Origin of the sequence: Virgisporangium ochraceum, assembly GCF_016863655.1 — a bacterium.
GTDB classification, from domain to species: domain Bacteria; phylum Actinomycetota; class Actinomycetes; order Mycobacteriales; family Micromonosporaceae; genus Virgisporangium; species Virgisporangium ochraceum.
This window is the reverse complement of record NZ_BOPH01000101.1, coordinates 62,910-88,830: the sequence shown is the minus strand read 5'-3', so window position 1 is coordinate 88,830 and position 25,921 is coordinate 62,910. Positions and strand designations below refer to the sequence as shown.

The following is a 25,921-nucleotide window of genomic DNA, read 5'->3' as shown; positions in this document are numbered from 1 at the left end:
TGGTAGATGACGCTCGACGACCGGGCCGCGGCGCTGCGCGACCGGCTGCGCTGGCGCCTGGTGGCCGCCGCGGCCACCCCGGCCGACCCCGACGGGCGGGTCGACGGGGCGGTCCTGGAGGCCTACCTCCGCTCGCTGGTGGCCGACGGTGCGCACGCGCTGGCCGTCCTGGCCCACACGGGCCGTGGGCCCTACCTCCACCCGGCTGTCCGCGAAGCTGTGGTGCGCCGGGCCGTGCTCACGCGCGTCCCCGTGATCGTGGGAACGGGTGGAGACGGCCCGGCGGCCGCGCGCGACGCCGAGCGGGCGGCGGACCTCGGCGCCGACGGCCTGCTCGTGTTCGCGCCGGCCGGAACCGACCCGCTGGCCCACCACGACGCCCTGTGGCGCGCGGCCGGGCTGCCGATGCTGGCCTTCGACCTGTACACGCGGCCGTATCCGGCCACGGTGCGGGCCGAACTGCTCGACCATCCCGGTGTGGCCGGCCTCAAGGTGGCGCTGCTGAGCGACGCCATCGCGTGCCAGGAGGCGATCGCGGCCACCACCGGCGCCGACCGGCTCGCGGTCACCGGCGAGGACCGCATGTTCGGGCCGTCGCTGATGTGGGGCGCGCAGGCGGCGCTGGTGGGGCTCGCCGCCGCGGCGGTGCCGGTGACGGGTGCGGTGCTCGACGCGTTCGCCCGGGGTGACTTCGACCGGTTCGTCACCGCCTCGGTGCGGCTGGACCGGTTGGCGGCGGTGACGTTCACCGAGCCGATGGAGGGTTACGTGCAGCGGATGCTGTGGATCGCGGCCGAAGAGGGCCGGATTCCGCCGGACCACGCCGTCGACCGGCACGGTCCGGCGCTTCCGGCCGACGACCGGGAGCGGGTCCTCAGAGCGCTCCGTGCAGGGTGAACAGGTCCGCCGCGTTGCGCCAGTACAGGCGTTCGCGGGTGGCCGCGTCGAGGTCGGCGTCGGTCACCAGGCCGATCGACACGGCCGGGTCGATGAGCGTCGCGTCGGTGCCGAACAGCAACTGCCCGGCCGGCACGCGGGCCGCGACGTGGGCGACCTGGCCGGCGTCGGCGATCGAGCCGGACGGTTCGAGGTAGAGGCGGTCGCAGGCGCGGGCGGCCTCGGCGGCGAGGTCGAACCGGAACGCGCCCATGTGCGCGGCGATCGCCCGGACGTTCGGGTTGTTCTCCAGCAGCGGCACGAGGTCGAGGACGTCGGGCCCCCAGGTGTGGACAAGCGCTGTGGTTCCGTGCTCGTTCAGCTGGGCGAACAGGTCGCGCATCTGGGGTGAGGCGATCGCGCGGCCCGGGTAGGTCGTGTGCACCTTCACCCCGACGAACTCCGCACGCGGCAGGTACCGGCGGAGGTCGGCCTCGGCGGCGGCCGGGTCGTTGGGGTTGGCGACCACGTAGCCGCGCAGCCGCGGCTCGGTTCTCAGCACCTCGGCGAGTTTCGCGTTGCCACCGGGCGCGTCGTACACCACGGCCTCGACGGCGGAGACGATCTGCAGGGTGATGCCCCACTCGTCCATCACCCGCAGGTTGGTGGCCACGTCGCCGACGTCCATCGGGAAGAACCAGGGGCCCCAGTGTGCGTGCACATCGATGATCATCGGCGCAGCGCCGCGGTGAGCGTGCCGCCGGTGACGGCGGCCCAGTCGGCGGCGGACAACCGGGCGCGGCGCATCCGCAGGACGGCCGGCGAGGTGTCGCTCACCGGCGTCCGCGAACCGAATACGAGACGCGCTGAGCCCACCTCACCGACGACGCGTTCGATGGAGTCCGGGGCGTTGAGCAGGCGGGTCGACGCGAGGAACCCCGGCTCGGCGCGGGCGGCCAGCACGAAGTCGGCCACGTGGTACGCGTGGGCGTCGAGGAACACCACGGTGGCGCCCCGGCCGGCGAACCCGCGCCACAGCAGGCGCAGGTCACCCTCCACGAGCAGCACCATGCGGCGCCGTACGGCCGCGTCGATCACGTGCGAGTAGCCGGGAAAGCCGGGCTCGCAGCCCTGCAGCGGGCCGAACAGCCGCACGGCGCGCACGTCGTTGCGCACCAGGCGGTCGAGTTCGGCCTCGGCGTTCAGGGCGTTGCGCAGGTCGATGGTGCCGGCGGGCAGCCAGCCCTGCGTGGCGCAGGCGGCGATCGTCTCGTCGTTGCCGCCCCGGTCGTCGAACCAGGCGCCGCGGCCGGAACAGACCAGGGCACCGGCGATTCCGGCGCGCGCCAGGGTCGTCGCCGTCGTCTCCGGCGAGAGGTCGAGGTCGGCCCGCGGCGGCCACGCCCCGACGAGGACGTCGCAGTCGAGGGCGATCGGGTCAGTTCGTGGTGAATGCGGCATGGACCTTGGTGATCCCCTCGACCAGGTCGGCGACGTCGGTGTCGGTGAACCGCTCGTTGCAGGCCACCACGAGCAGCGTCTCGTCGATCATGCGCTCGGCCACCGGGCAGTCGCCCCGCGCGTAGCGCATGTCGCGGCTGGCCGGCGGCGAGGTGAGCGGGAAGCCCGAGGTGCCGAACGTGCGGCGTTCGGTGAGCGCCGGCACCAGGTGCACCGGCCGGTCGAGGTAGCCGGGGGTCACCGGCAGGCCCTCCGCGACCAGGGCGGCGCCGAACTCCCTGTTGGTACCGAGGACCGCCGGGTCGACGACGAGCGGATACAGCCAGAAGCTGTGCCCGTCGAGCGTGGGGGTGGTGAGCCCGGGCAGGCCGTCGAGGCCGTCGTTGAGCCGCCGGGCGACGGCGCGCCGCGCGTCCACGACGCCGGTGAGCCGGGTCAGCTGGACCCGCGCGACGGCGCCGACCAGTTCGGTCATCCGGTAGTTGAAGCCGAGGAACAGGTGCGTGCGCTCGTTCGTGTCGCGGGGCCAGCCCTTGTCGGCGAACAACCGCATCCGCCCGGCCAGGTGCGGGTCGGCGGTGACGGTGAGGCCGCCGTCGCCGGCGGTGATGTGCTTGGACTGCTGCAGGCTGAAGCACCCGATGTCGCCGCGGGTGCCCGCGAGGCCCCGGCTGTCCGTGAGACCCGCGAGGCCCTGGCTCTCCGTGAGATACGCCTGGGCGCAGTCCTCGATGACCGTGACGTTCCGGGCGCGGCAGATCCGGGCGATCCCGTCGACGGGCGCCGGCCCGCCGAACAGGTGCACCACGATGACCGCCCGCGTCCGGTCGGTGATCGCGGCCTCGACCGTCTCCGGGGTCAGGCACCCGGTCACCGGGTCGACGTCGGCGAAGACGGGCACCGCGCCGGCGGCCAGTACCGCGATGACCGTTCCGAAGTCGGTGATCGGCGGGACGACGACCTCGTCGCCCGGCTCCGGGTCGACCGCCGCCACCGCGAGGTGCAGTGCGGCCGTGCCGGACGTGCTCGCCACCGCGTGCGGCAGGCCGAGGAACGCCGCGAACTCCCGCTCCAGCGCCGCGACCTCGACCCCGCCGACCCGCCACAGGGTGCCCCGCCCGACGACGTCGGCGAGGGCGGCGACCTCCTCCGGCCCGAACGTCCGGCCGGAGGCGTCGGCGAACGTGGGGAACGGGGTGTCGCGCACCGGCGTCCCGCCGTCGCGCGCGAGCGTCATGTCCACCGCCTCAGATTTGGGTCGGGGCCGAAATTAGCCCGCAGCGCGGCACCGTGTCAACGGACGCGTCGGGCCGGCGGTGATACGCTTCCGACCTCATGCATCGACGGGGAGAAATGACATGGAGACGGTGCAGCCACTGCCCGAACTGACCGACGCCGAACTGGAAGAGCTGATGGCCGTCGCCAGCCCCGGGCTGCGCGACGCCCTGGAGCGCGCGGCGTCCCCCGAGGCCCGGGAGTCGCGCGGTCTCGGGTTCAACTCGTTCGTCGACTACGACAGCTGACGGGGCCCCGATCCCCTGGCCCGACGACGGGCTGGATGTCACGGCGTTGACGGCCGGCGGGTGGCACCCGTCGGCCTTCAACCAGTTCGTCGTCAAGGTGCACAGCCGCTGCAACCTCGCCTGCGACTACTGCTACGTCTACGAGTCGGTCGACCAGGGCTGGCGCGGGCAGCCACCGGTGATGGCCGACGACGTGTTCGCCGAGGCGTGCACCCGCATCCGCGACCACGTCCAGCGGCACGCCGTGCCGGCCACAGGGCTGGTCTTCCACGGCGGTGAGCCGCTGCTGGCCGGCGCGGCGCGGCTGGACCGCTTCGCCGCCACGGCCCGCCGGATCGTCGGGCCGGTCACGTCGCTCCGGCTCGGCCTGCAGACCAACGGCGTCCTCGTCACGCCCGCGTTCGTCGACGTCTTCGCCCGCAACCGCATCCGGGTCGCGGTCAGCATCGACGGCGACCGTGCCGGCCACGACCGGCACCGCGTCACGAAGGCGGGCGGCGGCAGCTACGGGCGGGCCGTCGCCGGGGTGTCCGCGCTCGCCGAGGCCGGGCTGCTCGGCGGGCTGCTGTGCACGATCGACCTGTCCAACGACCCCGTGACGACGTACGACGCGCTCGCCGCGCTGAACCCGCCGGTCGTCGACTTCCTGCTGCCCCACGCGAACTGGGCCGCTCCCCCGCCCGGGCCGGCCGGTGCGTTCGGCCGGTGGCTGGTCACGGTCTTCGACCGCTGGTACCGCGCCGACGCGCCGCGGCCGCGGGTCCGGCTGTTCGAGGAGATCCTCACGCTGCTGCTCGGCGGCCGGGCCGACACCGAGGCGATCGGTCTGGCGCCGGTGCGGGTCGCCGTCATCGAGACCGACGGCACCCTGGAGCAGGTCGACGCGTTGAAGACGACCTACGCCGGCGCCACCCGGCTGACGCTGCGCGGCGGCGGCAACCCGTTGGACGCCGCGCTGACCGCGCCGTCGATCGTGGCCCGGCAGATCGGCGCGGCGGCGCTCGGTGACCGGTGCCGCCCGTGCGACCTCCGCGACGTCTGCGGCGGCGGCAACTACACCCACCGGTACGACCCGGCGACCGGCTTCCGGAACCCGTCCGTCTTCTGCCCCGACCTGATGACGCTCATCCGGCACATCGGCGCGACCGTGCGGGCGGAACTGGACCCGATCCTGCGGAAACGGCGAACCCATGTCGCATGACCTCGTACACGACGTCGGCCTCGGCCGCGAGACCCCGGCGACGATGGCCGCTCTCCGGGACGGCCAGGACGCGAAACGGCTGGCCCTGCTGCGGGTGCTGCACCTGACGGCGGGACGGCGGCACCCCGACGCGGTCGCCGCGTCGGGCTTCGCCACCGCGTTCGACCACCTGCGCGGTCTGCCGCCCGCGGAGATCGCCACCGTGCTGCGGTGGCCCAACGTCGGCCCGTGGCTCGCCCGGACCCTGCACCGCGCGCAGCACGGCGACGACGACGCGACACCGCTGTGGGTCGACCTCGGCTACCTCGGCTGGCTCGTCGCCGCCCACCGGCTCACCACCGGCCGCGGCGGCACGGTGCGGGTGGTCGTCCGCGACGGGCTGGTGCTGCTGCCCGGCATCGCCGGGCTGCGGGTCGCCGGCACCGGGCACGGCGTCACCGACCTGGTCATCGGCGACGACGCGACGGCGCGGCCCGCCGACGGCGGCGCGGAGACCCTCCCGCTGCGCCGCCTGACGGCCGGCACCGTCGAGGTGGTCCTCGACGACCTCGACCCGTACCGGGACCTGTCCGACCCGTACAGCGCCCGCCAGGTCGGCGCCGATCCGCCCCGGCTGACCGACGCGCAGGCGCGGACGTGGCAGGAGCACTTCGCCGCCGGCTGGCGGCTGCTGCTCGACCGGTTCCCCGCCTACGCCGCGGCGATGCGGGCCGGCCTGGCCACGGTCGTCCCGCTGACCGCCGACCCCCACCCGGTCGGCGTCAGCTTCACCTCCTACGACGCCTTCGGGTGCGTCAACATGAGCGCCGCCCGTGGCGGGGCGCAGTTCGCGCTGGCCCTCATCCACGAGTTCCAGCACGGCAAGCTGGCCGCCCTGACCGACCTGGTGCGGTTGCACGAGCCCGACGCCACCCGGCACCTCTACGCGCCGTGGCGCGACGACCCGCGCCCGCTCGTCGGCCTCCTACAGGGCATCTACGCGCACATCGGTGTCACCGGGTTCTGGTGCGCGATGCGCCAGGTGGACGACTCGCCCACGGCCGACGTCGAGTTCGCCCGGTGGCGGGCCCAGGTCGACCGCGCGCTCGACGAGGTCCGCACGTCGCCGCTGCTGACGCCGGCCGGCCGGGTCTTCGTCGCCGCGATGACGGAGTCGATGGCGCGGTTCCGCGACGAGAAGGTGCCCGACCACGCGGCGACCGTCGCCGACGACTCGTCGCTGGCCCACCGGGTGGCGTGGTGCGTACGCAACCGCACGGTCGACGCGGCCGCCGTCGCCGACCTCGTGGACCGGTGGCGCGCCGGCCGCCCACCGGGCCCGCTACCGGAGCCGCGGCTGCGGGACCGGCTCGACGTCCCGCGCGAGTTCCGCGTCGACGCCACACCCGGCTTCCTGCGCCCGGAGCCGACGACGCCGACCGATCCGACGACGCCGACCGGGCGGTCCGACGACCCGGCGGCGTGGGCGCGTCTGGCCCTCACCGTCGCGCACGTGGTCCCGGAGCCGGCCCTGGCCGTCCTGCGCGAACGCGCCGACGTGGTGTGCGCGGTGAACGCGGGGCTCGGCGAACCGGCCGACCTGCCGGCGCTGCTCGGCTGGTTCGCGGGCACGACCGGCGATGGATGACCGCTCCGTCCTGCGCAACCGCGAATTCCTGATCCTCTGGTGCGGCAACGGCCTGTCCGAGGTCGGCACGGCCGCCGTGCGCGTCGCCTGTCCGGTGCTGGCGCTGACCATCTCCGGGTCACCGGCGACCGCGGGCTGGATGGCGCTGGCCGTCGGCCTGCCTGCGCTGCTCGGCCAGGTGCCGGCGGGGCTGGTCGCCGACCTCGTCGACCGTCGCCGGACGATGCTCGCGTGTCGCGCGCTCAGCCTGGTCGCGACGGTCTCGGCCGCCGTCGCGCTTCTCGTGGACGCGCGTGCGGCGCTGGCCGTCCTGTTCGTCGCCGCGTTCCTGGACAGCCTGGCGTCCACGTTCTTCAACATGGCGGAGTACACCGCCGTCCGCGACGTGACCACCGAGGCGCAGCGCCCCACCGCCTACGCCTGGTACCAGGCGGAGACACCGGTCGCGGTCATGCTCGGCCGCACCCTGGGCGGCGGCCTGCTGACCGTCGGCCGGGCGGTGCCGTTCCTGGTCGACGCGGTGTCGAACGTCGTGTGCCTGCTCGCCCTCCTCGCGCTGCCGCGGCGGCGGCTCGCGGCCCGGACGCGGCGGGAGCGCACGCCCCTGGTGGCCGGTGTCGTCGAGGGCTTCCGGTGGATGTGGGCGGTGCCGCTCATCCGGATCTCGACCCTCGTCACCGGCCTGACCAACGCGTTGTTCCAGGGCGTGATCCTGCTCGTGATCGTGGTGATGACCGAGCAGCGGCAGTCCGGATGGGGACTCGGGGCGGTGCTCGCCGCGAGCGGTGTCGGCGGCGTGCTCGGCGCGGCCGCCGCCCCGCGTCTGCTGCGCCGGTTCGGGCCGGAGCGGGTGTACGCGCTGTCGCTGTGGGGCTGGGCGGTGGCGCTGGTGGTCGTCGCGGCCGTTCCGCACCCGTACGCGCTGGCGCCGGCGTGGGCGGCGGTGGGTGGCATCGGCGCGGTGAGCAGCGTGGCGATGACCGTCATCCGGCTGCGGTCCGTGCCCGAGGAGACCTTCGGACGCATGCTGGGCGCGGTCGCCCTCGTCACCGACGGGCTCGGCCCGCTCGGCGGGGTCGTCGTCGGGTACCTGCTGGCCGCCGCGGGAAGCCGGGTGACCGGGTGGGCGCTCGCCGGGGCGATGGTGGTGACCTGCCTCCTCGGGCACCGCGCGCTGGCGGCCGGCCGCCGCGCGGCCGTCCCGGTGCCGTGAGGCGGCGGCTCCGGGTCACGGGTCCAGGTGCCGCCGGAAGAAGTCGATCTCGAGGGCGAGCATGTACGCCCGCTGGGCGTTGTCGGCCGCCGCGCCGTGGCCGCCCTCGACGTTCTCGTACAGCCACCCCTCCTGCCCGTGCTCGCGCAGGAGGGCGAGCATCTTGCGGGCGTGCCCCGGGTGCACCCGGTCGTCGCGGGTCGAGGTGAGGAACAGGACCGGCGGGTGGCGGCGGTCCGGCCGCAGGCTGTGGTACGGCGAGAACGTCCGCAGGTACGCCCAGTCCCGTTCGTCGTCGGGGTCGCCGTACTCGCCGATCCACGAGGCGCCCGCGAGAAGCGTGTGGAACCGGCGCAGGTCCAGCAGCGGTGCGATCGCCACCACCGCACCGACGAGTTCCGGATAGCGGGTCAGCATGGCACCCATGAGCAGGCCGCCGTTGCTGCCGCCGCTCACGCCGATCCGTCCGGGCGGGGCGACGCCGGAGTCGGCCAGGTCGCGGGCGACCGCCGCGAAGTCCTCGAACGCGCGCGGCCGCTTCTCCCGACGGGCCGCCAGGTGCCACCGCGGCCCGTACTCGCCGCCGCCGCGGATGTTGGCCACCGCGTAGCGGCCGCCGCGCTCCAGCCAGAACCGGCCCACGACACCGTCGTACGAGGGCAGGCTCGGGACCTCGAAGCCGCCGTAGGCGGTCAGCCACGCCGGACCGGTCGCGTCCGGGTGCCCGACGAGGAAGTACGGCACCCGGGTCCCGTCATCGGACGTGGCGAAGCGCTGCTCGACGGTCATGCCGCCGCTGTCGAAGAACGCCGGCGCCCGCTTCAGCACCCGCTCGCCGATCGACAGCGTCTCCGGGCGCAGGAAGCCGATCGACGACAGCAGGGCCGTGTCGCCGAGGTCGGGCTCGGTCGCGGTCACGAAGACCGTGTCGAGTGGACCGGCGGGGCCGGCCGACGCCGGGCGGGGCGCCCACTCGCCCGGCACCAGCAGGGTCAGGCGGGACCGCACGTCCTCGAGCGTGACCAGCAGCAGGTGGTCGCGGGTCCAGCGCCACAGCACCAGGGCGCTGCGCTCGTCGGGCGTGTAGAGGGTGGTGAACGACCGGTCGCCGGCCATGAAGTCGTCGAAGCGGGTGACCAGCAACGCGCCCGCCGGGTGGGTGACGCCGCCGACCGTCCACGCCTCGCGCGGCTTGACCAGCAGCCACTCGCGACGCGCGCTCCAGTCGGCGTCCTCGGGCAGGTCAAGCTTGCGCAGGCTGCCGTCGGCGTCGACGAGGAACGTCGGCCGGGTGTAGAAGTCGCGGTAGTGACCGACGAACCCGCGTTCGTAGCCCGGTGTCGGGTCGTGCCAGGCGCGCACGGACACGTCGCCGATCCCGCACTCGTAGACCTGCTCGGCGTCGGCCAGCGGCGTGCCCCGGCGCCACCGGCGCACCGTGCGCGGGTAGCCCGACGCGGTCAGCCCGCCCCCGTCGAGCTCCGTGCTGACGTAGACCGTGTCGGCGTCGATCCACGACACGTCGCTCTTCGCCTCGGCCAGCGTGAAGGCCGCTCCGGACCCGTCGTCGACGAACGCCCGCGCGGCCAGGTCGAACTCGCGGACCACGGCCGCGTCGGAGCCGCCCCGCGACAGCTCCACCAGGCAGCGGTCGTAGGCGGGCCGCCGGTGGGTGGCGCCGCCCCAGACCCAGCTCTCCCCCTCGGCCGCGCCGAGCGCGTCGAGGTCGAGCAGGACCTCCCAGGGCGGGTCGTCGAGCGCGTAACCGTCCACTGTGGTGCGTCGCCACAGCCCGCGCGGGTGGTCGGCGTCCTGCCACAGGTTGTACAGGTGCCCGCCGTGCCAGGTCGGCCGGGGGACGCGCCGCCGGTCGTCGAGGATCGCGCGTACACCGGCGACGAGGTCGGGTGGCGGAGCCGGTGTCTCGGCGTTGCGGGCACCGACCCAGGCCAGCGCCCGCTCGCCGTCGACGTCTTCCAGCCACTCGTACGGATCCCGCATCGACCCACCCTACGGTTCGGCATCGGGCTCGCCACGCGCTTCCCGACCGTATGCGGTGAGACGCGCGGCCCGCATCCCCGATCGTCACCATCGGTAACGACCGAACGCCAGCCGGTGAGGCGTTCGGTAACGGTTCGTGTCGTTGTGTTTTCTCGCGGTAGCAGTGGGATGCCCGGGGTGCACTAGCGGCTCGACCTTCGTTAATCTGGCTCCCGGCTACCGCTCGGCGGCGCCCTCCGGTGCCGGTGGTAGCTGCCGCCCAATCGCCTGCGGGCGAGCCGGGGACCCAGGAACCACCGGGGTGAATCCGCGCGAGTGGTAGGGACACCCTTCCGTCCCGAACCCGTCAGCTAACCTGGTCGGCGGCCGACGGAAGGAACAGTTGCACCGGATGTTGTTGACCGACAAACGCAGTCGGCGATGGTGGCTGGTCGCCGCTCTCCCCGCGCTGTTGGCGGTGTTCGTCGCGGCTCCCGCCGCGGCCGAACCCGACGAGAACGGCGCTACCCCGGACTCGCTGAGGGCGGCCCTGGAGGCCGCCAACCGTGGTTTCGTCGACGCGCGCAACGCGCTGGAGGCGTCCCGCGTCCGGCAGAACGAGCTCACCGCCAAAATCGCCGAGACCCAGCAGCGGGTGGACGCACTGTCCGTCACCACACGCGGCCTGCTCGTGGTCGCCTACCGTAACAACGGCCTGGCGACCACCGCGCAGTTGCTGTCCAGCGCGACGACGACCCAGTTCATCGACCGGGCCACCGCGGCCAACGGTCTGGCGCTGCACAACGCGAAGCAGATCCGCGCGTACAACGACCTGAACCGCGAGCTGGCGGAGCAGAAGAAGTCGCTCGACGCCGAGATCGCCGTGCAGGAACAGCAGCTCGTGCTGATGGAGAAGAAGAAGAAAGAGGCCGAGGCCGCGGTGGGTGGCGGTCCGGGCCAGGCGGCATCGGGATCCGGTCCGAAGGTTCCACCGGGTCCGGGCGGGAAGTCCGGCTCGTGCAGCAACAAGGACCCGTCCGGAACAGGTGGCTGCGTCACCAACGTGCTGCTCTACGCCTACAACCAGACGAAGGCGGCCGGCTTCACCCGTTACGTGAAGTGCTACCGCAGCGCCGAGGACGGTGGTGAGCACCCGAGAGGCCGCGCCTGCGACTGGGCCGCCAGCTCGGGTGGTTTCGGCGGCACCGCCTCCGGCGGCGACAAGGACTACGGCGACCGGCTCGCGAACTTCTACATCGCCAACGCCCGGTCACTGAACGTGCTGTACGTCATCTGGTTCAGACGCATCTGGCAGACCGCGACGGGGAGCTGGAAGACCTACGGCGGCCAGTGTGGCAACCCGAGCTGCGACCACACGAACCACGTCCATCTGTCGGTGAACTGATCCGGGCCCGTTCGTCGATGTCCGGGAACGCGTAGATGTCCGGGAAGCGGCCGACCCTGGCCGATGTCGCCGCCGCGGCGCACGTCTCCACCGCGGCGGTGTCCCGGGTCATCAACGACGCACCCGGCGTGTCGCCCGAGACCCGCGCGCACGTCCGGCAGGTCATCGACAGGCTCCGGTACCGTCCCGATCCGGCGGCCAGGGCGCTGGCGTTCGGCCATGGAAGCGTGGTCGAGCTAGTCGTGGTCGACGACGCCGCGACGTTCGGCAACAGCCCCTACTACGGGCGGGTGACCGCCGGGATCCTGCGGGAACTGGCCGGCGGTGAGGCCCAGCTGCGGGTGCACGTGGTCGAGAAGCCCGACGCGGCCGACCGGCTGGCGCAGATCGCCGACTCGGTGAGCGCCGGTGTCGTACTCATCAACGTGTCGCCGGCGCTCGCGGCGGAGTTCTACGCGCGGTGTGACCGGGTGGTGTCGATGGGTCCGTCCGCCCCGGGCGTTCCGTTCGTCGACATGGAGAACGCCGACGGGGCGTACGCGGCGGTGGTGCACCTGCGCGACACCGGCCGCCGTCGCATCGCCGCGCTGCACGGGCAGGAGGGCAACCCGTGCGCCGACGCCCGGCGGGCGGGCTACCTGAGCGCCGTCCGCGACCTCGGTCTCGCCGACATCTCGGCCGTCGGCAAGCTCCGTCGCGAGGCGGGCTACGAGCTGACGGTGCGGCTGCTGGAACGGAACCCCGACGTCGACGCGCTCTTCGTCGCCTGTGACCTGATGGCGACCGGGGCGATGCAGGCGCTGGCCGACCTCGGCCGGCGGGTGCCCCGGGACGTGGCGGTGGTGGGCTTCGACGACAGTGTGATCGCCGTCTGCACCGTGCCGCCGATGTCGTCGGTGCACCAGCCGGTCGAGGCGATGGCGGCCGCCGCCACCCGGGCTCTCCTGGACCGGGACCTCGCCCCGGGCTGGCGGCGCGTGTTCCCCGCCACGCTCCAGGTGCGCGACAGCTCGGCCGGTGTCGCGACCGGGCGGCGCTACTGACGCCGTCGCGGCGAGTTGGCCAGGTACCCGTGGGGGTACGGCGGCGGCTGGGTGCCGGCCTCGGTGAGGGTCTGCATGTGCTTGTCGGACAGCGACCATCCCGACGCGCCCAGGTTGTCGTCCAGCTGGGCGACGGTCCGGGCACCGACGATGGGCGCGGTGACCCCCGGGCGCTGCATCAGCCACCGCAGCGCCACCTGTGCCGGGCTGCGCCGTACCTCCTCGGCGACAGCGAACAGCGCGTCGGTCACCGTCCAGGTGCGTTCGTCGACGCTGCTCGCCCAGTCGCCGAGCCACGGCTGTTTGTCCGCCTCCCACCGGGTGTCCGGCGGTGCCGAGGCCATGCCGCGGCGGTACTTGCCGGTCAGCCACCCGCCGCGCAGCGGCGCCCAGGGAATGACGCCCACGCCCTCGTTGCGGCACACGGGCATCAGCTCGTGTTCGATGTCCCGGTCGATGAGGTTGTACAGCGGCTGCGACGCCACGAACGGCTCCCAGCCGCGGTGCCGCGCGACGTCCACCGACTTCTGCAGCTGCCAGCTGGCGTAGTTGCTGACCCCCAGGTGCCGCACGGTGCCGGCGCGCACCAGTCCGTCGAGGGTCGACAGCGTCTCCTCCAGCGGGGTGGTCTCGTCGAACGCGTGCACCTGGTACAGGTCGACGTGGTCGGTTCCGAGCCGGCGCAGGCTCGCGTGCAGCGCCGCGACGATGTGTTTGCGGCCCGCGCCGTGGTCGTTCGGGCCGCCGCCGGTGGGCCAGAAGAACTTCGTGGCGATGACGAGCGCGTCGCGGTCACGGCCGGCCAGCCACCGGCCGATGATCTCCTCGGACACTCCGCCCCCGTAGACGTCGGCGGTATCGATGAAGTTGCCGCCCGCGTCGACGTAGTGGTCGAGGAGTTGCCGCGACGCCGTCTCGTCGGCCTCGCCGCCGAACGTCATCGAGCCGAGACACAACTCGCTGACGAGCAGCCCGCTCGCACCCAGACACCTGTGTTCCATGCCGCCATTCTGGTCACCGACGCGCCTTCCGTTGGCACGTAAGCGCTTACGACTTGGTCACCGGCTCAGGAGGGCGTGACCCGCCACCTGGTTGCGGCCGCCGCGTTTGGCGGTGTAGAGCCGCGCGTCCGCCGCGGCCAGCACCTTGTCGGGGGAGCTGCCCTCGTCGACGGTCGCGGCGCAGACGCCGATGCTGACCGTCACCAGGCCCGACGGGCTGGGCTCGTGCGGCTCGGCCAGCGCCTCGACCGCCGCCCGGATCCGCTCGGCGACCCGGTGGGCGTTCGCGACGTCGGCACCGGGCAGCACGAGCACGAACTCCTCGCCCCCGTAGCGGGCCGCGAGGTCGGTGCCGCTACGCACGCCCTGCACCAGAACCTCGGCGACGCGTCGGATGCACCGGTCGCCGGCCAGGTGGCCGTAGTGGTCGTTGTAGAGCTTGAAGTGGTCGATGTCGACGATGGCCACGGCGACCGGTGTCCGGGACCGCTGCGCCCGTGCCCACTCCGTGTGCAGGACCTCCAGGAGACGCCGACGGTTCGCCAGGCCGGTGAGCGGATCGGTCAGGCTGGCCGCCCGCAGCCGCTCGTTCGCCAGCGCCAGGTCCGCGGTCCGCTCCTTGACCTTGCGCTCCAGGGAGGCGTACACGAGCGCGTTGTCCAGCGACACGGCGAGCTGTCCGGCGACCAGCATGACGGCGTCGATGCGGTCGGCGGTGAACGCCCGCCGGCTGAGCCGGTTCTCCAGCACCACGATGGCCAGCGGCACGCCGCGGGCCACGATCGGGACCACGAGCAGCGAGCACCGGTCGACGCCGCGGAAGTAGGGGTCGCGGGAGAAGCGGTGGTCCCCGGTCGCGTCGTCGACGACGAGCGGCTCCCGGGTGCGCTCCACGACGCGCACCGCCGACAGCGGCACCAGCGACCCGGCGTCGGCGATCGCGACGTGTGGCCGTCCGGTGCCGTCGCCGTCGTCCGGGGCCGGCAGGTGCCACCCCTGTCCGTCGTCGTCGCGGAGCACCATTCCGACCGCCGTGGCACCGGTGAGCACGCTCAGCACGTCGACGACGCGGGTCCGGAGCCGGTCGACGGTGGTCTCCGAGCTGAGAACGCGGGCGGCGTCGAGGATGCCGAGAAGGTCGATCGTGTCGGTGGACATTCTGGTCCGCCGGTGCGCGGCGTCGGCGGGCGAGCCGACCGGCACGGGCACGGGCCGTTCTCCGGGCCCGGACCCCGCCGCAAGGAAGGGGAACTCCGCGTCGAGGGCGTCGACCTTGGCGGCCGCGCCCCACACGCCGTAGCCGTGCCGCGCCTCGGCGAGCAGCACCCGACCGCCGTGGTCGAGCCCGTTGTCGAGGTGGAACCGGGCCGCCCGCTCCGCGATGTACGGCCGGTGCCACGGCCGGTCCCGGTCCTGGACCTCGCGGCGCGCCGCGTCGAAGGCCCGGGCGGCCGCACGGAAGTCGTCGAGCGCCCAGGCCCGTTCCGCGTCCACCAGGTGCACGAGGTGTCGGTAGCTGTCCGGGTTGTCGGCTGCGCGCGCGGCGAGCCACTCCCGGCACCGGTCCAGCGTCTCCAGGGCCGGCCGGTGGTCGTCGGGACCGGCCGCCCGGACCTCGTGCGCGGCGGCCAGCGCCCGCCACAGGTGCAGGTTGAGCGTCGGGTACGTGTTCTGGACCGACTCCCAGACGGCGAACCCGCGCGCGGCGTAGCGGACGACGTCGGCCGGTCGGGAGAAGATCGCCGCGACCAGCGCCCGGGCGGCGGAGTCGTTCGCCACCGCGGTCAGGTCGTCCTCCCGGTAGGGCGGCTCGACCCGCTCGACCGGTGCGCCGCGCAACGCCGTCACCAGCGTCTGGAAGGCTCCGAAGACGCCGGCGGCGTGGGCGTTGCCGGTCAGGGCCGCGAACCGCAGGGCGGACTCGACCTCCGCCGCGCAGTCGTCCAGCGTCGGCGCGCAGTCCACCGAGTGGGGCAGCGACGCGAAGTAGGTGTAGCAGGCGTTCTGCAGGTCGCCCCCGCGGACCAGACCGTCGCGGGCCTCGTGGGCCTGCCGGATGCACTCCGCGGGCGACTCGAACCAGGCGACCGTGCCGAGGGCGTAGAGGAACTGCGCCTGGAAGCGGCCCGGTTCGTACCCGCGCGCCGCGCTGACGGCGAGGACGTGCCGGACCACCTGCCGGCCCGTGCGGTAGTCGGCCCGCAGCGCGCAGGTCACGAACGCCGCGTGGCTCAGCGGACCGACCAGGGCGGCGGCCGGGCCGTGCGTCGCCCACAGCCGTCCCGACTCCAGGACCAGCCAGGCCATGACCACGGGCCGGCTGAAGTAGGCCGGCGGGAGCATGCGGTTGATCAGCCCGACGACCGCCAGGGTGCGCTCGTCGGTGATCTCCGGCCGGGCCCCGTCCACCGCGTCCGGGTCGGTGGCGATCCAGGCGTCCAGGCCGGCCAGGAGCGTGCCGATCGACGCGCCGAGCTCGTCGTCGGCCGGCACCCCGTGTCCCAGCCGGTGCAGCACGTCGCGGCCCAGTGCCACCGCCTCCGCGCACAGGCCCCGGTTGGTGAGGCTGCTGACCTGGGTCTCGGCCGCCCGGGCCAGCGGCAGCGGTCCGGGCCGCAGGTCGGTGATGAGCCGGTAGCTGACATCGGCGTCGTCGAGCCGGCCGAGGCTGTACCGGGCGACGTGCCGGTCGAGCTCCAGGTCGAGCCGGCCGTCCGGGTCGTCGGTGCCCTCGGCGTCCAGCACCGAGATCGCCGCGGTGAGGAACCGCTCCACGACCGCGTGGTTGGTCATGAGCCGGGCGTTCGCGGCGGCGGCGCGGAACAGCCCGACGACCTGCCGGCGTTCGTCCGGGTCACCGACGATGTCGAGCGCGGGCAGGTACTGCTCGGCGGCCGCGATGGTGTGCCCGGCCGCCGCGAGGCGACGGGCGAGCCCGAGGTGGATGTCCCGCCCGGCACCGGACAGCCGGGCGTGTGCCACCTGCTGGACGCGGTCGTGCCGGAACCGCACCGCGGCGCCGGCGCCGGCCTCCCGGACCACCAGCCCGTCCTCGTAGGCGAAGCGCAGCTGGTCGGCCAGGGACCGGCTGTCCAGCCCGGTCGCGGCCCGGAGGAGGTCCAGCCGCACCTCGCCGCCGAGGCAGCCCATGATTCCGAGGACCCGCTGCGTCGGTCCCGGCAGCTCGTCGATCCGGGCGGCGACGAGGTCGACCACGTCGCCGTCACCGAGGTACCGGCGCACCGCGGCGGCGTCCCAGAGCCAGCCGTCGGGGCCGAGGACGAGCCCGCCGTCGCGGCGCAGGGCGTTGACCAGTTCGACGGTGTCGAACGGGTTGCCGCCGGTGCGCGGCCCGACGACGCCGGCCAGCGCCGCGGCGCCGGTCGGGGGGAGCCGCAGCATGTCGGCCAGCAGGGTGGTCAGGTCGTCCGGGGGCAGGTTCGCCAGCCGGATCCGGGTCGCGGCGATCCCCAGCTCGGTCCAGCGGGTCAGCAGCGCGCCGAGCGGATGGGTGCTGTCGACCTCGGCCTCCCGGTAGGTGCCGACCAGGAGCACGCCCCGCAGGTCGGGGTCGCTCTGCACGACGTCGAACAGCCCGATCGGCGTCGCGGCGGCCCACTGGAGGTCGTCGATGACGAGGGCCACCGGCCGCTGCGGCGAACCGATGGCCCGCAGCAGGTCGAGGGCGGCCTGTGCCAGCCGTTGCGCGGTCCTCGTCGGTTCGGTCTCGACGAACTCGGGCTGGTCGCCGAGCAGGAGGGCGAACTCCGGCAGGACGGCGGTGATCAGGCCGGCGTTCGCGCCGAGGGCCTGGAGGATGTGCGGCCGCAGCCGGTCCAGCTCGGCGGCCGGCTCGGCGAGGAGGAGCCGGCCGAGGGCGCGGAAGGCCTGCCGGACCGCGTCGCTGTCCTGGTCCTGGCGGTACTGGTCGAACTTGCCCGTGACGAACCAGCCGCCGGCGGCCGCGGCGACCGCGCGCAGTTCGTCGGTCAGGGCCGTCTTGCCGGTTCCGGGGGCGCCGCTGACCAGGACCACGCCGGCCGATCCCCCGCACGCGGCGGCGAACGCCTCGCGCAGCGCCGTGACCTCGCGGTCGCGTCCCACCAACCGCGACGGCGGGACGAGCCGCGACGGGAAGTCCCGCTCTCCCAGCAGGTCCAGCGGCCGGCCGAGCTCGATGACGCGGGACAGGTCGTAGGCCAGCCCGTCGGCACTCTGGTACCGCTGGTCGGGTTCCTTCTCCAGCAGCCGCAGGATCACCTCGGACAACCCGGGCGGGACGGCCGCGTTCGACAGCTGCGGCGGCGCCGGCACCCGGGCGAGGTGGTCGTGGATGAGGCGCAGCGGGTCACCGGTGCCGAACGGCGGCCGGCCGGTGGCCAGTTCGTACAGGGTGGCGCCCAGCGCGTACAGGTCAGCGCGCTGGTCGACCGGGCGGCCGGTGCGGCCGGTCTGCTCCGGCGCCAGGTACGGCAGCGTCCCGACCATCTCGTTCTGGTGGGTGAACTCCGGGCGGTCCTCGGCGAAGGTGACGGCCAGACCGAAGTCCACCAGCGCCGGCCGCGCCGGTGCGCCGGAGAGGATGACGTTCGCCGGGTTGATGTCCTTGTGCATGACCCCGCGCCCGTGCACGCCGGCGACGACCCGGGCCAGGTCCAGCGCCAGAGGCAGCACCCGTCCGGGGTCCATCGGCAGCAGGTCGGCCAGCGCCACCCCGCCGGTGTCGACCATGACCACCGAGTCGGCCGGCCCGTCGCCCTCGTACAGGCGGGGTACGCCGTCGAGGCCGGCGAGGCGGGTGAGGATCGCCGTCTCGTGCCGCAGTCGCCGCGCGGCGTCCGGACCCACCGGTCGCTTGCGGATCACCAGCCCGCCCGACCGCAACCGCACCCGCGTGACCCGGCTGCGCGGGCTCTCGCGCACCAGGGTCTCGTCCGCGCCGGACCACTCCCGGTCGGCCGCATGCGTGCCGTCGCCGCCGGCCATCTCCCACCCCGCTCACGCCGCGCTCCTGACGACCCATCGACGCGGTGCGGCGAAAACTTCGTCATTCGGCGTGGCGGCCGTGGGCACCTGGTGCCCGACCGGGTCGGGCACCAGGCTCACCACCCACCTCAACCGGTACCGGGCATGGTCCACTGCTGGTTCGCGCCGCCGTTGTCGGTCCACTGCACGATGGCCGCGCCGTCGGCGGTGGACAGCTGGTACACGTCGAGCACCTTGCCGCTGTTGCGGTTCCTCAGCCGCGTGTAGCCGTCGCCGGTGACCAGTTGCCACTGCTGGTTGGCGCCACCGTGGTCGCGGTACTGGATCGCCGCCGCGCCGTCGGCGGTGGACGCGCCGTTGACGTCGACGACCTTGCCGCTGTTGCGGTTGACCAGCTTCACGTAGCCGCCGCCGACGTCGACCACCTGCCAGCTCTGGCTGGCGGCACCGGTGTCGGTCTGCTGGACGATCACGGCGGCGTCGGCCAGCGACGCGTTCTGGACACCGAGCACCCGGCCGCTGTGGCGGTTGACCAGCTTCACGTACCCGCTGGGCTGCGGGATCCCGCTGCCCTGGACCCGGTACGTGTGACCGGCCCGGACCGTGAACCGGACGGCGTCGGTGTCGACCCGGGTGGCCGCGGGGGTGGAGCCGTCGGTGACGTCGACCGCCGTGTACTCGCCGGCGAGCAGGCCGGCGCGCAGCACGACGGTGCCGTCGCGGTCGGGGCGCACGGTGACCTCCGTGGCCCGGCCGCCCGTCCACGTGATTCCGACGGTGTGTCCGCCCCGGCCCCGCAGACCCGACACGCTTCCCGCGGGCCACGCCGCGGGAAGTGCGGGAAGCACCTGCAGCTCACCGGAGTGGCTGTGCAGCAGCATCTCCGCGATGCCGGACGTGGCGCCGAAGTTGCCGTCGATCTGGAACGGCGGGTGCAGGTCGAACATGTTCGGCGCCAGCCGGTCGGTCCGCACCAGGTCGCGGAGCAGCTTGTGCGCGCGTGCGCCGTCCTCCAGGCGTGCCCAGTAGTTGATCTTCCACGCGAGCGACCACCCGGTGCCGTCGTCGCCACGCAGTTCCAGCGTCTGACGCGCGGCCTGGTACAGCTGGGGCGTTGCGCGCCGGGTGATCTGGTTGCTGGGATGCAGGCCGTACAGGTGCGAGACGTGCCGGTGGGTGCGCTCGGTCTCCACCCAGTCGGCGAGCCACTCCTGGATGTTGCCGCGTGAGCCGACCCGCGTCGGCGCCAGCCGGTCGCGTGCCGCCAGAACCTGGGTGCGGAACGTGGCGTCGACGCCGAGGACCTCGCCGGCCCGCGCGACGCCGTTGAACAGGTCCCGCAGGATCTGGTTGTCCATCGTCGGCCCCGCGCACACGCTGGCGTTGGCGTGGTGGGCCAGCTCCGGCGAGTTGGAGGGGTTGGTGACCAGGTACCCGAGCGTCGGGTGGGTGACCAGCGAGTCGAGGAAGAACTGTGCGGCGCCCTTCATCGCCGGGTAGTTGGTGCGCAGGAACTCGACGTCGCCGGTGAACAGGTAGTGGTCCCAGATCATCGTGGCGAGCCAGGCACCGCCGGTCTGCCACATGCCCCAGAAGGCGCCGTCGACCACCGACGAACCGCGCCACGCGTCGGTGTTGTGGTGGGTCACCCAGCCACCGGCGCCGTACTGCACCTGTGCGGTGCGGGCACCGGTCACCGCGAGGTCCCTGACCATGTCGAACACCGGCAGGAAGCACTCGGAGAGGTTCGTCGTGTCGGCCGGCCAGTAGTTCATCGGCAGGTTCGCGTTGATGGTGTACTTCGAGTCCCAGGACGGCGCCATCTGGTCGTTCCAGATGCCCTGCAGGTTGGCCGGCTGGGAGCCCGGCCGTGACGACGAGATCAGCAGGTACCGGCCGAACTGGAACAGCAGGGCCGAGAACTGCGGGTCGCTGACGCTCGCGTGCTGGGCGATCCGCACGTCGGTGGTCTGGTCGGCCGCCGACGTGCGGCCCAGGTCGATCGTCACGCGGTTGAACAGCCCCTGGTAGTCGGCCACGTGCCGGGCCCGGAGCTGGTCGAGGCCCACGGTCCGGGCCGCCGCGAGGTACTGGCGCGCCTTCCCCTGGTAGTCGCCGTTGACCGTGCGGTAGTTGACGTAGCTGGAGCCGATGGACACCAGCACCGTGACGCTCGTGGCACCGGACACCCGCAGCGTGCCGCCGGAGCTGCTGACCGTTCCCCCGGTGACGCTGGCGCCCGCCAGGGCGAGGAAGCGGACCGAGCCGGTGATGCCCTCCATGGAACCGGAGATGCCGTCGAGGGCGATCGTCGCGGAGTCCGGGCTGGACACCGTCGTCCGTTGTGGACTGTCGAACGTGGCGGTGAAGCTGACCGCGTTGGCCCGGTCGGCCGTCAACCGGACCACCACCACCTGGTCGGGTGCGCTCGCGAACACCTCCCGTTGGTAGCGCACCCCGTTCTGCACGTAGGTGGTGGTGGCCGTGGCGGTCGTCAGGTCGAGCGTCCGGTTGTACTGCGACGCCCCGCTGGCGCTGCCGATCGCCAGCCGCAGGTTGCCGACGGGCTGGTACGCCAGCTGCCCGCCGGGACTGCCCATCATCGTCTGGTTGATGAGGTCCTGTGCCGAGGTCCACTGGTCGGCGAAGACCCGTCGCCGGATCTCCGCGAGGTTGGCCGCCCCGCGGGTGTTGGCCGAGTCGTAGGGACCCCCGGCCCAGACCGTGTCCTCGTTCAGTTGCAGCCGCTCGGTGTCGATGTTGCCGAACACCATGGCACCGAGCCGTCCGTTGCCGATCGGCAGGGCCCGCAGCCAGTCCGTTCCCGCGGGCTCGTCGTACCACAGCGCCAGGTCCCCGGCGGCCAGCACGTCCGCGGGGGGTACCGAGCCGGCCCGGGCGACCGCGGTCCAGCCCGTCGGGAGGAGAGCGGCCCCGGCCCCGGCGGCGAGCAGTCTCCGGCGTGTCATGTCGGTCATGTGATGTCTCCCTGCGACGCCTACGGAAGGGTCCAGCGCTGGTTCGCGCCGCCGTGGCAGGTCCAGATGATGAGCTGGGTCCCGTCGGCGGAGCTGCCGCCGTTGGCGTCGAGGCACTTCCCGGACTGCGGGTTCACCAGGGAGCCGTTGGAGTTCGCGGTCCAGTTCTGTCCACCGGAGCCGTTGCAGGTCGACAGCTGCACCAGCGCGCCGTTCGCGGTGCTGCCGCCGGCGACGCCCATGCACTTGTTGAGCGAGCGCAGGGTGCTGCCGTTGACCGTCCACTGCTGGTTGGCGTTGGTGTGGCAGGTCCAGAGCTGGATCTTCGTGCCGTCGGCGGAGCTGTTGCCGGCCACGTCGACACACTTGCCGGTGGCCGACGTGATCCGGCCGACCCGCGGGTTCGTCGTCCCGCCCGACTCCTTGATCCGGATGTTGCGGTACGACACGTCGTTGCCGGCACCGTCGTTCTGGATGCCGATGTATCCGGAGGTCAACGACCGCGCCGGATCGGTGTTGGTGAAGTCGTTGATTCTGACCCCGTTCAGGAAGACCTGCAGCCTCTCCCCCTCGACCAGCAGTTCGAAGGTGTTCCACTCACCCGGCGGGTTCAGCGCCGCGTCGCGGGCCGCGGTATCGGCCGGCCTCGCCCCGTACACCGAACCCGTGGTCCAGCCCGCGGAGTCGGTCGCGTCGATCTGCACCTCGTAACCGTTGCTGTGGGCCGAGTTCGGGTCACTACTGGCCGGGAACCCGACGAACACACCGGAGTTGTCGTCGCCGGGCATCATCCAGTCGAGCTTCAGCGAATAGGAGCGGAACTCCTTGGTGCTGTACCACAGGAGGCCGGGGCCACCGGTGGACGTCAACGTGCCGTTGCTGTTGGTGAAGCTGCCCGGTCCGGCCTGCGACCAGCCGGTGGTGGAGCCGTTGTAGAGGGTGGTGTAGCCGGTCTCCGGCCGGCAGTCGGCCTTCGTGCGGTTGGCCGCGTACCGGATGCCGCCCAGGACCAGGGCCCGGAAGCCCGCCTCGGTGTAGCTGGCCTGGGTGTGCCCGGCGCCGGTGTAGAAGGACCGTCCGCCCTGGTAGGTCTTGCACCAGGTGTGCGGGTGGTCCCCGCCCATCGAGCCGCCGCTGTAGCTCGACTCGTCCAGTGTCTGCAGGATCCGCGCGCTCGACCGGGGGTTGGTGCGGAAGTTGTACCACTCGTCGGTCCGCGTCTGGGTCGGGCCCAGCCCGGCGGTCGCCGCGTGGGCGCGGTTCTCCGTGCGCACGGTGGCCGCCTGGATCGCCGGGTGCGAGGAGAAGTACGCGCCGACCAGCTCACCGTAGAACGGCCAGTCGTACTCCGTGTCGGAGGCCGAGTGGACGCCGACGTAGCCGCCGCCGGCCCGGATGTAGTTCTCGAAGGCGGTCTGCTGGGTCGAGTTGAGGACGTCGCCGGTGGTGTTGAGGAACACGACTGCTTCGAACTGGGCGAGGTTCGTCGCGTTGAACTGGTTCGCGTCCTCGGTCGCGGTCACCGTGAAACTGTTGGCCGCGCCCAGGTCCCGGATCATCTGGGTACCGACCGCGATCGCGTCGTGCCGGAAGCCGGCGGTCTTGGAGAACACCAGGACGTCGTACGGCGCGTCGGCGGCGTTCGCCGGTGTGCCACCGGAGCCCGCCAGGATCAGCAACGCCGCTGCCGCGACGCCGAGGGCTCTGCGTGTGAGTTGTCGCATGGCCGGGGTTCCTCTCAGGGCGTGGTCTCTCATGGCAGGGTCCAGCGCTGGTTGGTGCCGCCGTGGCAGGTCCAGACGATCAGCTGGGTTCCGTTGGCCGAGCTGCCGCCGTTGGCGTCGAGACACTTGGCCGACTGGGCGTTGACCACGGATCCGTTGGCTCCCGTCGTCCAGTTCTGGCCGGCGGATCCGTTGCAGGTCTGCAACTGCACGAGGCTGCCGTCGGCGGTGCCGGTGACGCCCATGCACTTGCCCAGTGACCGCCACGTGTTGCCGCTGCGGGTCCACTGCTGGTTGGTGCCGCTGTTGCACGTCCACAGCTGGATCTTCGCGCCGTCGGCGGAGCTGGCCCCGTTGACGTCGACGCACGAACCGCTCGCGCCGACGATCCGACCGGTGCCGCCGGTGCTCGGTGCCGTGCCGAACGTGAACGCGTCCATGTCGAACAGGGTCCCGGAGCCGCCGGAGAAGGTCAGGTAGAGCGTGGTCGTGCCGGCCGGTGCTCCGGACAGCGTCGTCGAGACGTTGGTGAAGGTCTCGTAGCTACCGGTGACCGGCACCGTGACGGAGCCGAGCACCGTGCCGGTGGCCGATCCCGCGCGCACCGAGATGGTCCCGCCCGAACCGCCGGAGGACACCCGGGCCGTGAACGCGGTCTCGCCCGCGAGCGAGTACCGCTGGAACGCGATCCAGTCGCCGTTCTGGATGTCGCCGACGGTCTGGCCGCCCTCGGCGGTCGTCTTGCTGTAGAGCGCGGTGCCCGACTGGGTGCTACGGTGCTCGGCCTGCCGGTGCCGCGGCTGCAGAACCTGCTGGGTGTGCGTGGTCAGCGCGGGCTGGCCGTTGGCGCCCCGGTCGGTGTACTCCGCGTCGAACACCGCGTACAGGTTCGCCGCGTCGTCGTGCTCGCCGTCCACCGGGATCGTCAACGTCCCCGAACATCCGGTGCTCGAGGTGATCGCGTGCGCGTGTTCGTCGTGGCCCAGGAGGTAGCTCAGCTTCACCTTGGAACAGTCGATGGTGCCGTCCTCGGGGTCCGACGCGGTGATGGTGTACGGAATGGTGTCGCCGAAGTTGAACAACTTCCCGTCGGCCGGCGCGCTCAGCACGACCGTCGGTGCGGTGTTTCCGACCGTGACGACCATCGACGCGGTCGCGGTGAGCCCGGCGGGATCTCTCACGGTGAGCGAAACGGTGTACTGGCCGGTGCCGGTGAAGGTGTGGCTCGGGTTGGCCGACGTGGACGTGCCGCCGTCACCGAAGTTCCACGCGTAGGTCAGGGCACCGCCCTCGGGGTCGGAGGAGCCGGCCGAGGAGAAGTCGACGGCGAGCGGTCCCGCACCGGACGTGCGGTTGGCGGACGCGCGGGCGATCGGCGCCTGGTTGTTTCCGGCCTGGTTGTACTCGATGCGGTACAGGGCCGAGCTGGCGTCGCCGCTCCCCCATCCGGTGCCGTAGTCCAGCACGTACAACGCACCGTCGGGACCGAACGCGCTGTCCATGATCTGCGTGCCGCGCCACGGGAATTCGCTGATCTGCCCGGCCGAGCCGTCGGAGTTGACGTCGATGGTCTTGATCCAGCGCCGGCCGAACTCCATCGCGAAGTAGTGCCCGTCGAGGGCGGACGGGAACTTGACCGTCGACGGGTTCGCCGCGTCGTAGCGGTACACGGCGCCGCCCATCGGCGACTCCGAGCCGCAGCCGAAGGCGGCCAGCGAACAGTTGTCGTACTTGATCCACGCCGCGCGCGCGGCGGGCAGGTTGGTCAGCCCCGTGTTGCGCGGGGAGTTGTTGACCGGCGCGGCGCAGTTGAACCGGCTCCCCGACGGCCCGGACGGGAACGTGTAGTCCACGTAGGTCTCGTTCGTCGTGTTCGAGCCGGTGCAGTAGGGCCAGCCGTAGTTGCCGGCGGACGTGATGCGGTTGTACTCGACCTGGCCCGCGGGTCCGCGGGTGGACGAGGACGTTCCGGCGTCCGGGCCGTAGTCGGAGACGTAGACGATGCCGGTCGGCTTGTCGACGCTGAGCCGGAACGGGTTGCGCAGGCCCATCGCGTAGATCTCGGGACGGGTACCGGCGGTGCCCACCGGGAACAGGTTGCCCGACGGGATCGAGTACGTGCCGTTCGCGTTCACCTTGATGCGCAGCACCTTGCCGCGCAGGTCGTTGGTGTTGCCGGCGGTGCGCTGCGCGTCGTAGACGGGGTTGCGGTTGGTGCGCTCGTCGATCGGCGTGTAACCGCCCGAGTCGAACGGGTTCGAGTCGTCCCCTGTGGACAGATAGAGGTTGCCGGCCGCGTCGAAGTCGATGTCGCCGCCGACGTGGCAGCACATGCCGCGGTTCGTGGCCACCTCCAGCACGGTCACCTGGCTGCCCGTGTTGAGGGTGAAGTCGGAGTTGAGCGTGAAGCGCGACAACCGGTTCACGCCGTTCCACGCCGAGAAGTCGGTGCCGGTGGCCGGCGCGTCACCGCCGGGGGTCGACAACGGCGGCGAGTAGTAGAGGTAGATGTACCGGTTGGTGGCGAAGCCCGGGTCCACCCCGACGCCCTGCAGACCCTCCTCGTCGTGAGTGTAGACCTGCAGGGTGCCGATGACGCTGGTGACGCCGGCCGCGGTGGTCCGGCGGAGGACGCCGTTGCGGGCGGTGTGCAGGACCGAGCGGTCCGGGAGGACCGCCATCGACATCGGCTCCCCCATTTCGGACACCCCGCGGGCGAGTTCGACCTGGTTGAAGTCGGACGCGTTGACGGGGTGCGCGGCGGCCGGCGACGCCGGTCCGACGATCGGGACCGCCAACCCGGCGGTCGACAGGACGGCGGCCGCTATCGCCGCCATCACACGGTTTCTCATGGACTGTCACACCTCTTGTCGTCGGCTGGGGGATTCGTGCGCGGGGCACCG

At 72.8% G+C, this 25,921-nt stretch carries 16 protein-coding genes and 1 riboswitch; of the genes, 7 read left to right on the top strand and 9 right to left on the bottom strand.

The window, feature by feature from the left end:
• Positions 1-6: 6 nt before the first annotated feature.
• A complete protein-coding gene (locus Voc01_RS36870) occupies positions 7-897 on the top strand; it encodes a dihydrodipicolinate synthase family protein (protein ID WP_203932301.1) in 891 nt (296 codons plus the stop codon).
• Here Voc01_RS36870 and Voc01_RS36865 read toward each other — a convergent pair.
• From Voc01_RS36865 to Voc01_RS36855, 3 genes are read right to left on the bottom strand one after another with little or no spacing between them, the layout of a single operon-like run.
• Complete coding sequence (locus Voc01_RS36865) at positions 875-1,609, bottom strand: amidohydrolase family protein (RefSeq protein WP_203932300.1); 735 nt, start codon at positions 1,607-1,609, stop codon at positions 875-877. The two genes, Voc01_RS36870 and Voc01_RS36865, sit on opposite strands and share 23 nt — an antisense overlap.
• Positions 1,606-2,337 (bottom strand): hypothetical protein, encoded by a 732-nt coding sequence (locus Voc01_RS36860; RefSeq protein ID WP_203932299.1) that lies wholly within the window; start codon positions 2,335-2,337, stop codon positions 1,606-1,608. Before Voc01_RS36860 ends, Voc01_RS36865 begins: the two co-directional genes overlap by 4 nt.
• Positions 2,315-3,574 (bottom strand): DegT/DnrJ/EryC1/StrS family aminotransferase, encoded by a 1,260-nt coding sequence (locus Voc01_RS36855; protein WP_203932298.1) that lies wholly within the window; start codon positions 3,572-3,574, stop codon positions 2,315-2,317. The genes Voc01_RS36860 and Voc01_RS36855 overlap by 23 nt, the downstream gene beginning before the upstream one ends.
• A 121-nt stretch (positions 3,575-3,695) precedes the next feature.
• Here Voc01_RS36855 and Voc01_RS36850 point away from each other — a divergent pair, with 121 nt between their 5' ends.
• From Voc01_RS36850 to Voc01_RS36835, 4 genes are read left to right on the top strand one after another with little or no spacing between them, the layout of a single operon-like run.
• Positions 3,696-3,860 carry a hypothetical protein gene (locus Voc01_RS36850; RefSeq protein ID WP_203932297.1) on the top strand — a complete coding sequence of 55 codons (165 nt, stop codon included), beginning with the start codon at positions 3,696-3,698 and terminating at the stop codon, positions 3,858-3,860.
• Positions 3,861-3,906: 46 nt separating this feature from the next.
• The gene (locus Voc01_RS36845) at positions 3,907-5,061 is read left to right on the top strand and encodes an FxsB family cyclophane-forming radical SAM/SPASM peptide maturase (RefSeq protein WP_203932296.1); all 1,155 of its coding nucleotides are present in this window, start codon (positions 3,907-3,909) and stop codon (positions 5,059-5,061) included.
• Positions 5,051-6,688: an HEXXH motif domain-containing protein gene (locus tag Voc01_RS36840; RefSeq protein ID WP_203932295.1), complete on the top strand. Its 1,638-nt coding sequence runs from the start codon at positions 5,051-5,053 to the stop codon at positions 6,686-6,688. Before Voc01_RS36845 ends, Voc01_RS36840 begins: the two co-directional genes overlap by 11 nt.
• Positions 6,681-7,901, top strand: coding sequence for an MFS transporter (locus Voc01_RS36835; protein ID WP_203932294.1), 1,221 nt, complete (start codon positions 6,681-6,683; stop codon positions 7,899-7,901). The genes Voc01_RS36840 and Voc01_RS36835 overlap by 8 nt, the downstream gene beginning before the upstream one ends.
• Positions 7,902-7,916: 15 nt before the next feature.
• Here Voc01_RS36835 and Voc01_RS36830 read toward each other — a convergent pair whose 3' ends face one another.
• Entirely contained in the window at positions 7,917-9,902 is a 1,986-nt protein-coding gene (locus tag Voc01_RS36830) for a prolyl oligopeptidase family serine peptidase (RefSeq protein WP_203932293.1), read from the bottom strand.
• Positions 9,903-10,148: 246 nt separating this feature from the next.
• Positions 10,149-10,283, top strand: a riboswitch (cyclic di-AMP (ydaO/yuaA leader).
• A 10-nt stretch (positions 10,284-10,293) separates the two neighbouring features.
• On the opposite strand from Voc01_RS36830, the gene Voc01_RS36825 reads away from it, so the two are divergent.
• Positions 10,294-11,286: a coiled-coil domain-containing protein gene (locus Voc01_RS36825; protein WP_203932292.1), complete on the top strand. Its 993-nt coding sequence runs from the start codon at positions 10,294-10,296 to the stop codon at positions 11,284-11,286.
• Between the two features lie 35 nt (positions 11,287-11,321).
• Complete coding sequence (locus Voc01_RS36820) at positions 11,322-12,329, top strand: LacI family DNA-binding transcriptional regulator (protein WP_203932291.1); 1,008 nt, start codon at positions 11,322-11,324, stop codon at positions 12,327-12,329.
• Here the strand turns inward: Voc01_RS36820 and Voc01_RS36815 are convergent.
• From Voc01_RS36815 to Voc01_RS36795, 5 genes are all read right to left on the bottom strand, one after another.
• Positions 12,323-13,330 carry an aldo/keto reductase gene (locus Voc01_RS36815; protein WP_203932290.1) on the bottom strand — a complete coding sequence of 336 codons (1,008 nt, stop codon included), beginning with the start codon at positions 13,328-13,330 and terminating at the stop codon, positions 12,323-12,325. The genes Voc01_RS36820 and Voc01_RS36815 overlap by 7 nt on opposite strands.
• 57 nt (positions 13,331-13,387) lie before the next feature.
• Positions 13,388-18,316, bottom strand: coding sequence for a diguanylate cyclase domain-containing protein (locus tag Voc01_RS36810; protein WP_203932289.1), 4,929 nt, complete (start codon positions 18,314-18,316; stop codon positions 13,388-13,390).
• A 128-nt stretch (positions 18,317-18,444) separates the two neighbouring features.
• Positions 18,445-21,294: a glycosyl hydrolase family 95 catalytic domain-containing protein gene (locus tag Voc01_RS36805; protein WP_203932288.1), complete on the bottom strand. Its 2,850-nt coding sequence runs from the start codon at positions 21,292-21,294 to the stop codon at positions 18,445-18,447.
• A 20-nt stretch (positions 21,295-21,314) separates the two neighbouring features.
• Positions 21,315-23,018, bottom strand: a complete 1,704-nt coding sequence (locus tag Voc01_RS36800; RefSeq protein ID WP_203932287.1) for a ThuA domain-containing protein — start codon at positions 23,016-23,018, stop codon at positions 21,315-21,317.
• 29 nt (positions 23,019-23,047) lie between these two features.
• Positions 23,048-25,870, bottom strand: a complete 2,823-nt coding sequence (locus tag Voc01_RS36795; RefSeq protein WP_203932286.1) for a PQQ-dependent sugar dehydrogenase — start codon at positions 25,868-25,870, stop codon at positions 23,048-23,050.
• Positions 25,871-25,921: the final 51 nt, after the last annotated feature.

Coding starts and splice junctions, on each gene's coding strand:
- Voc01_RS36870 (WP_203932301.1), top strand. CDS start 7: ATGACGCTCGACGACCGGGCCGCGGCGCTGCGCGACCGGCTGCGCTGG.
- Voc01_RS36865 (WP_203932300.1), bottom strand. CDS start 1,609: ATGATCATCGATGTGCACGCACACTGGGGCCCCTGGTTCTTCCCGATG.
- Voc01_RS36860 (WP_203932299.1), bottom strand. CDS start 2,337: ATGCCGCATTCACCACGAACTGACCCGATCGCCCTCGACTGCGACGTC.
- Voc01_RS36855 (WP_203932298.1), bottom strand. CDS start 3,574: ATGACGCTCGCGCGCGACGGCGGGACGCCGGTGCGCGACACCCCGTTC.
- Voc01_RS36850 (WP_203932297.1), top strand. CDS start 3,696: ATGGAGACGGTGCAGCCACTGCCCGAACTGACCGACGCCGAACTGGAA.
- Voc01_RS36840 (WP_203932295.1), top strand. CDS start 5,051: ATGTCGCATGACCTCGTACACGACGTCGGCCTCGGCCGCGAGACCCCG.
- Voc01_RS36835 (WP_203932294.1), top strand. CDS start 6,681: ATGGATGACCGCTCCGTCCTGCGCAACCGCGAATTCCTGATCCTCTGG.
- Voc01_RS36830 (WP_203932293.1), bottom strand. CDS start 9,902: ATGCGGGATCCGTACGAGTGGCTGGAAGACGTCGACGGCGAGCGGGCG.
- Voc01_RS36825 (WP_203932292.1), top strand. CDS start 10,294: ATGTTGTTGACCGACAAACGCAGTCGGCGATGGTGGCTGGTCGCCGCT.
- Voc01_RS36820 (WP_203932291.1), top strand. CDS start 11,322: ATGTCCGGGAAGCGGCCGACCCTGGCCGATGTCGCCGCCGCGGCGCAC.
- Voc01_RS36815 (WP_203932290.1), bottom strand. CDS start 13,330: ATGGAACACAGGTGTCTGGGTGCGAGCGGGCTGCTCGTCAGCGAGTTG.
- Voc01_RS36810 (WP_203932289.1), bottom strand. CDS start 18,316: ATGGCCGGCGGCGACGGCACGCATGCGGCCGACCGGGAGTGGTCCGGC.
- Voc01_RS36805 (WP_203932288.1), bottom strand. CDS start 21,294: ATGACCGACATGACACGCCGGAGACTGCTCGCCGCCGGGGCCGGGGCC.
- Voc01_RS36800 (WP_203932287.1), bottom strand. CDS start 23,018: ATGCGACAACTCACACGCAGAGCCCTCGGCGTCGCGGCAGCGGCGTTG.
- Voc01_RS36795 (WP_203932286.1), bottom strand. CDS start 25,870: ATGAGAAACCGTGTGATGGCGGCGATAGCGGCCGCCGTCCTGTCGACC.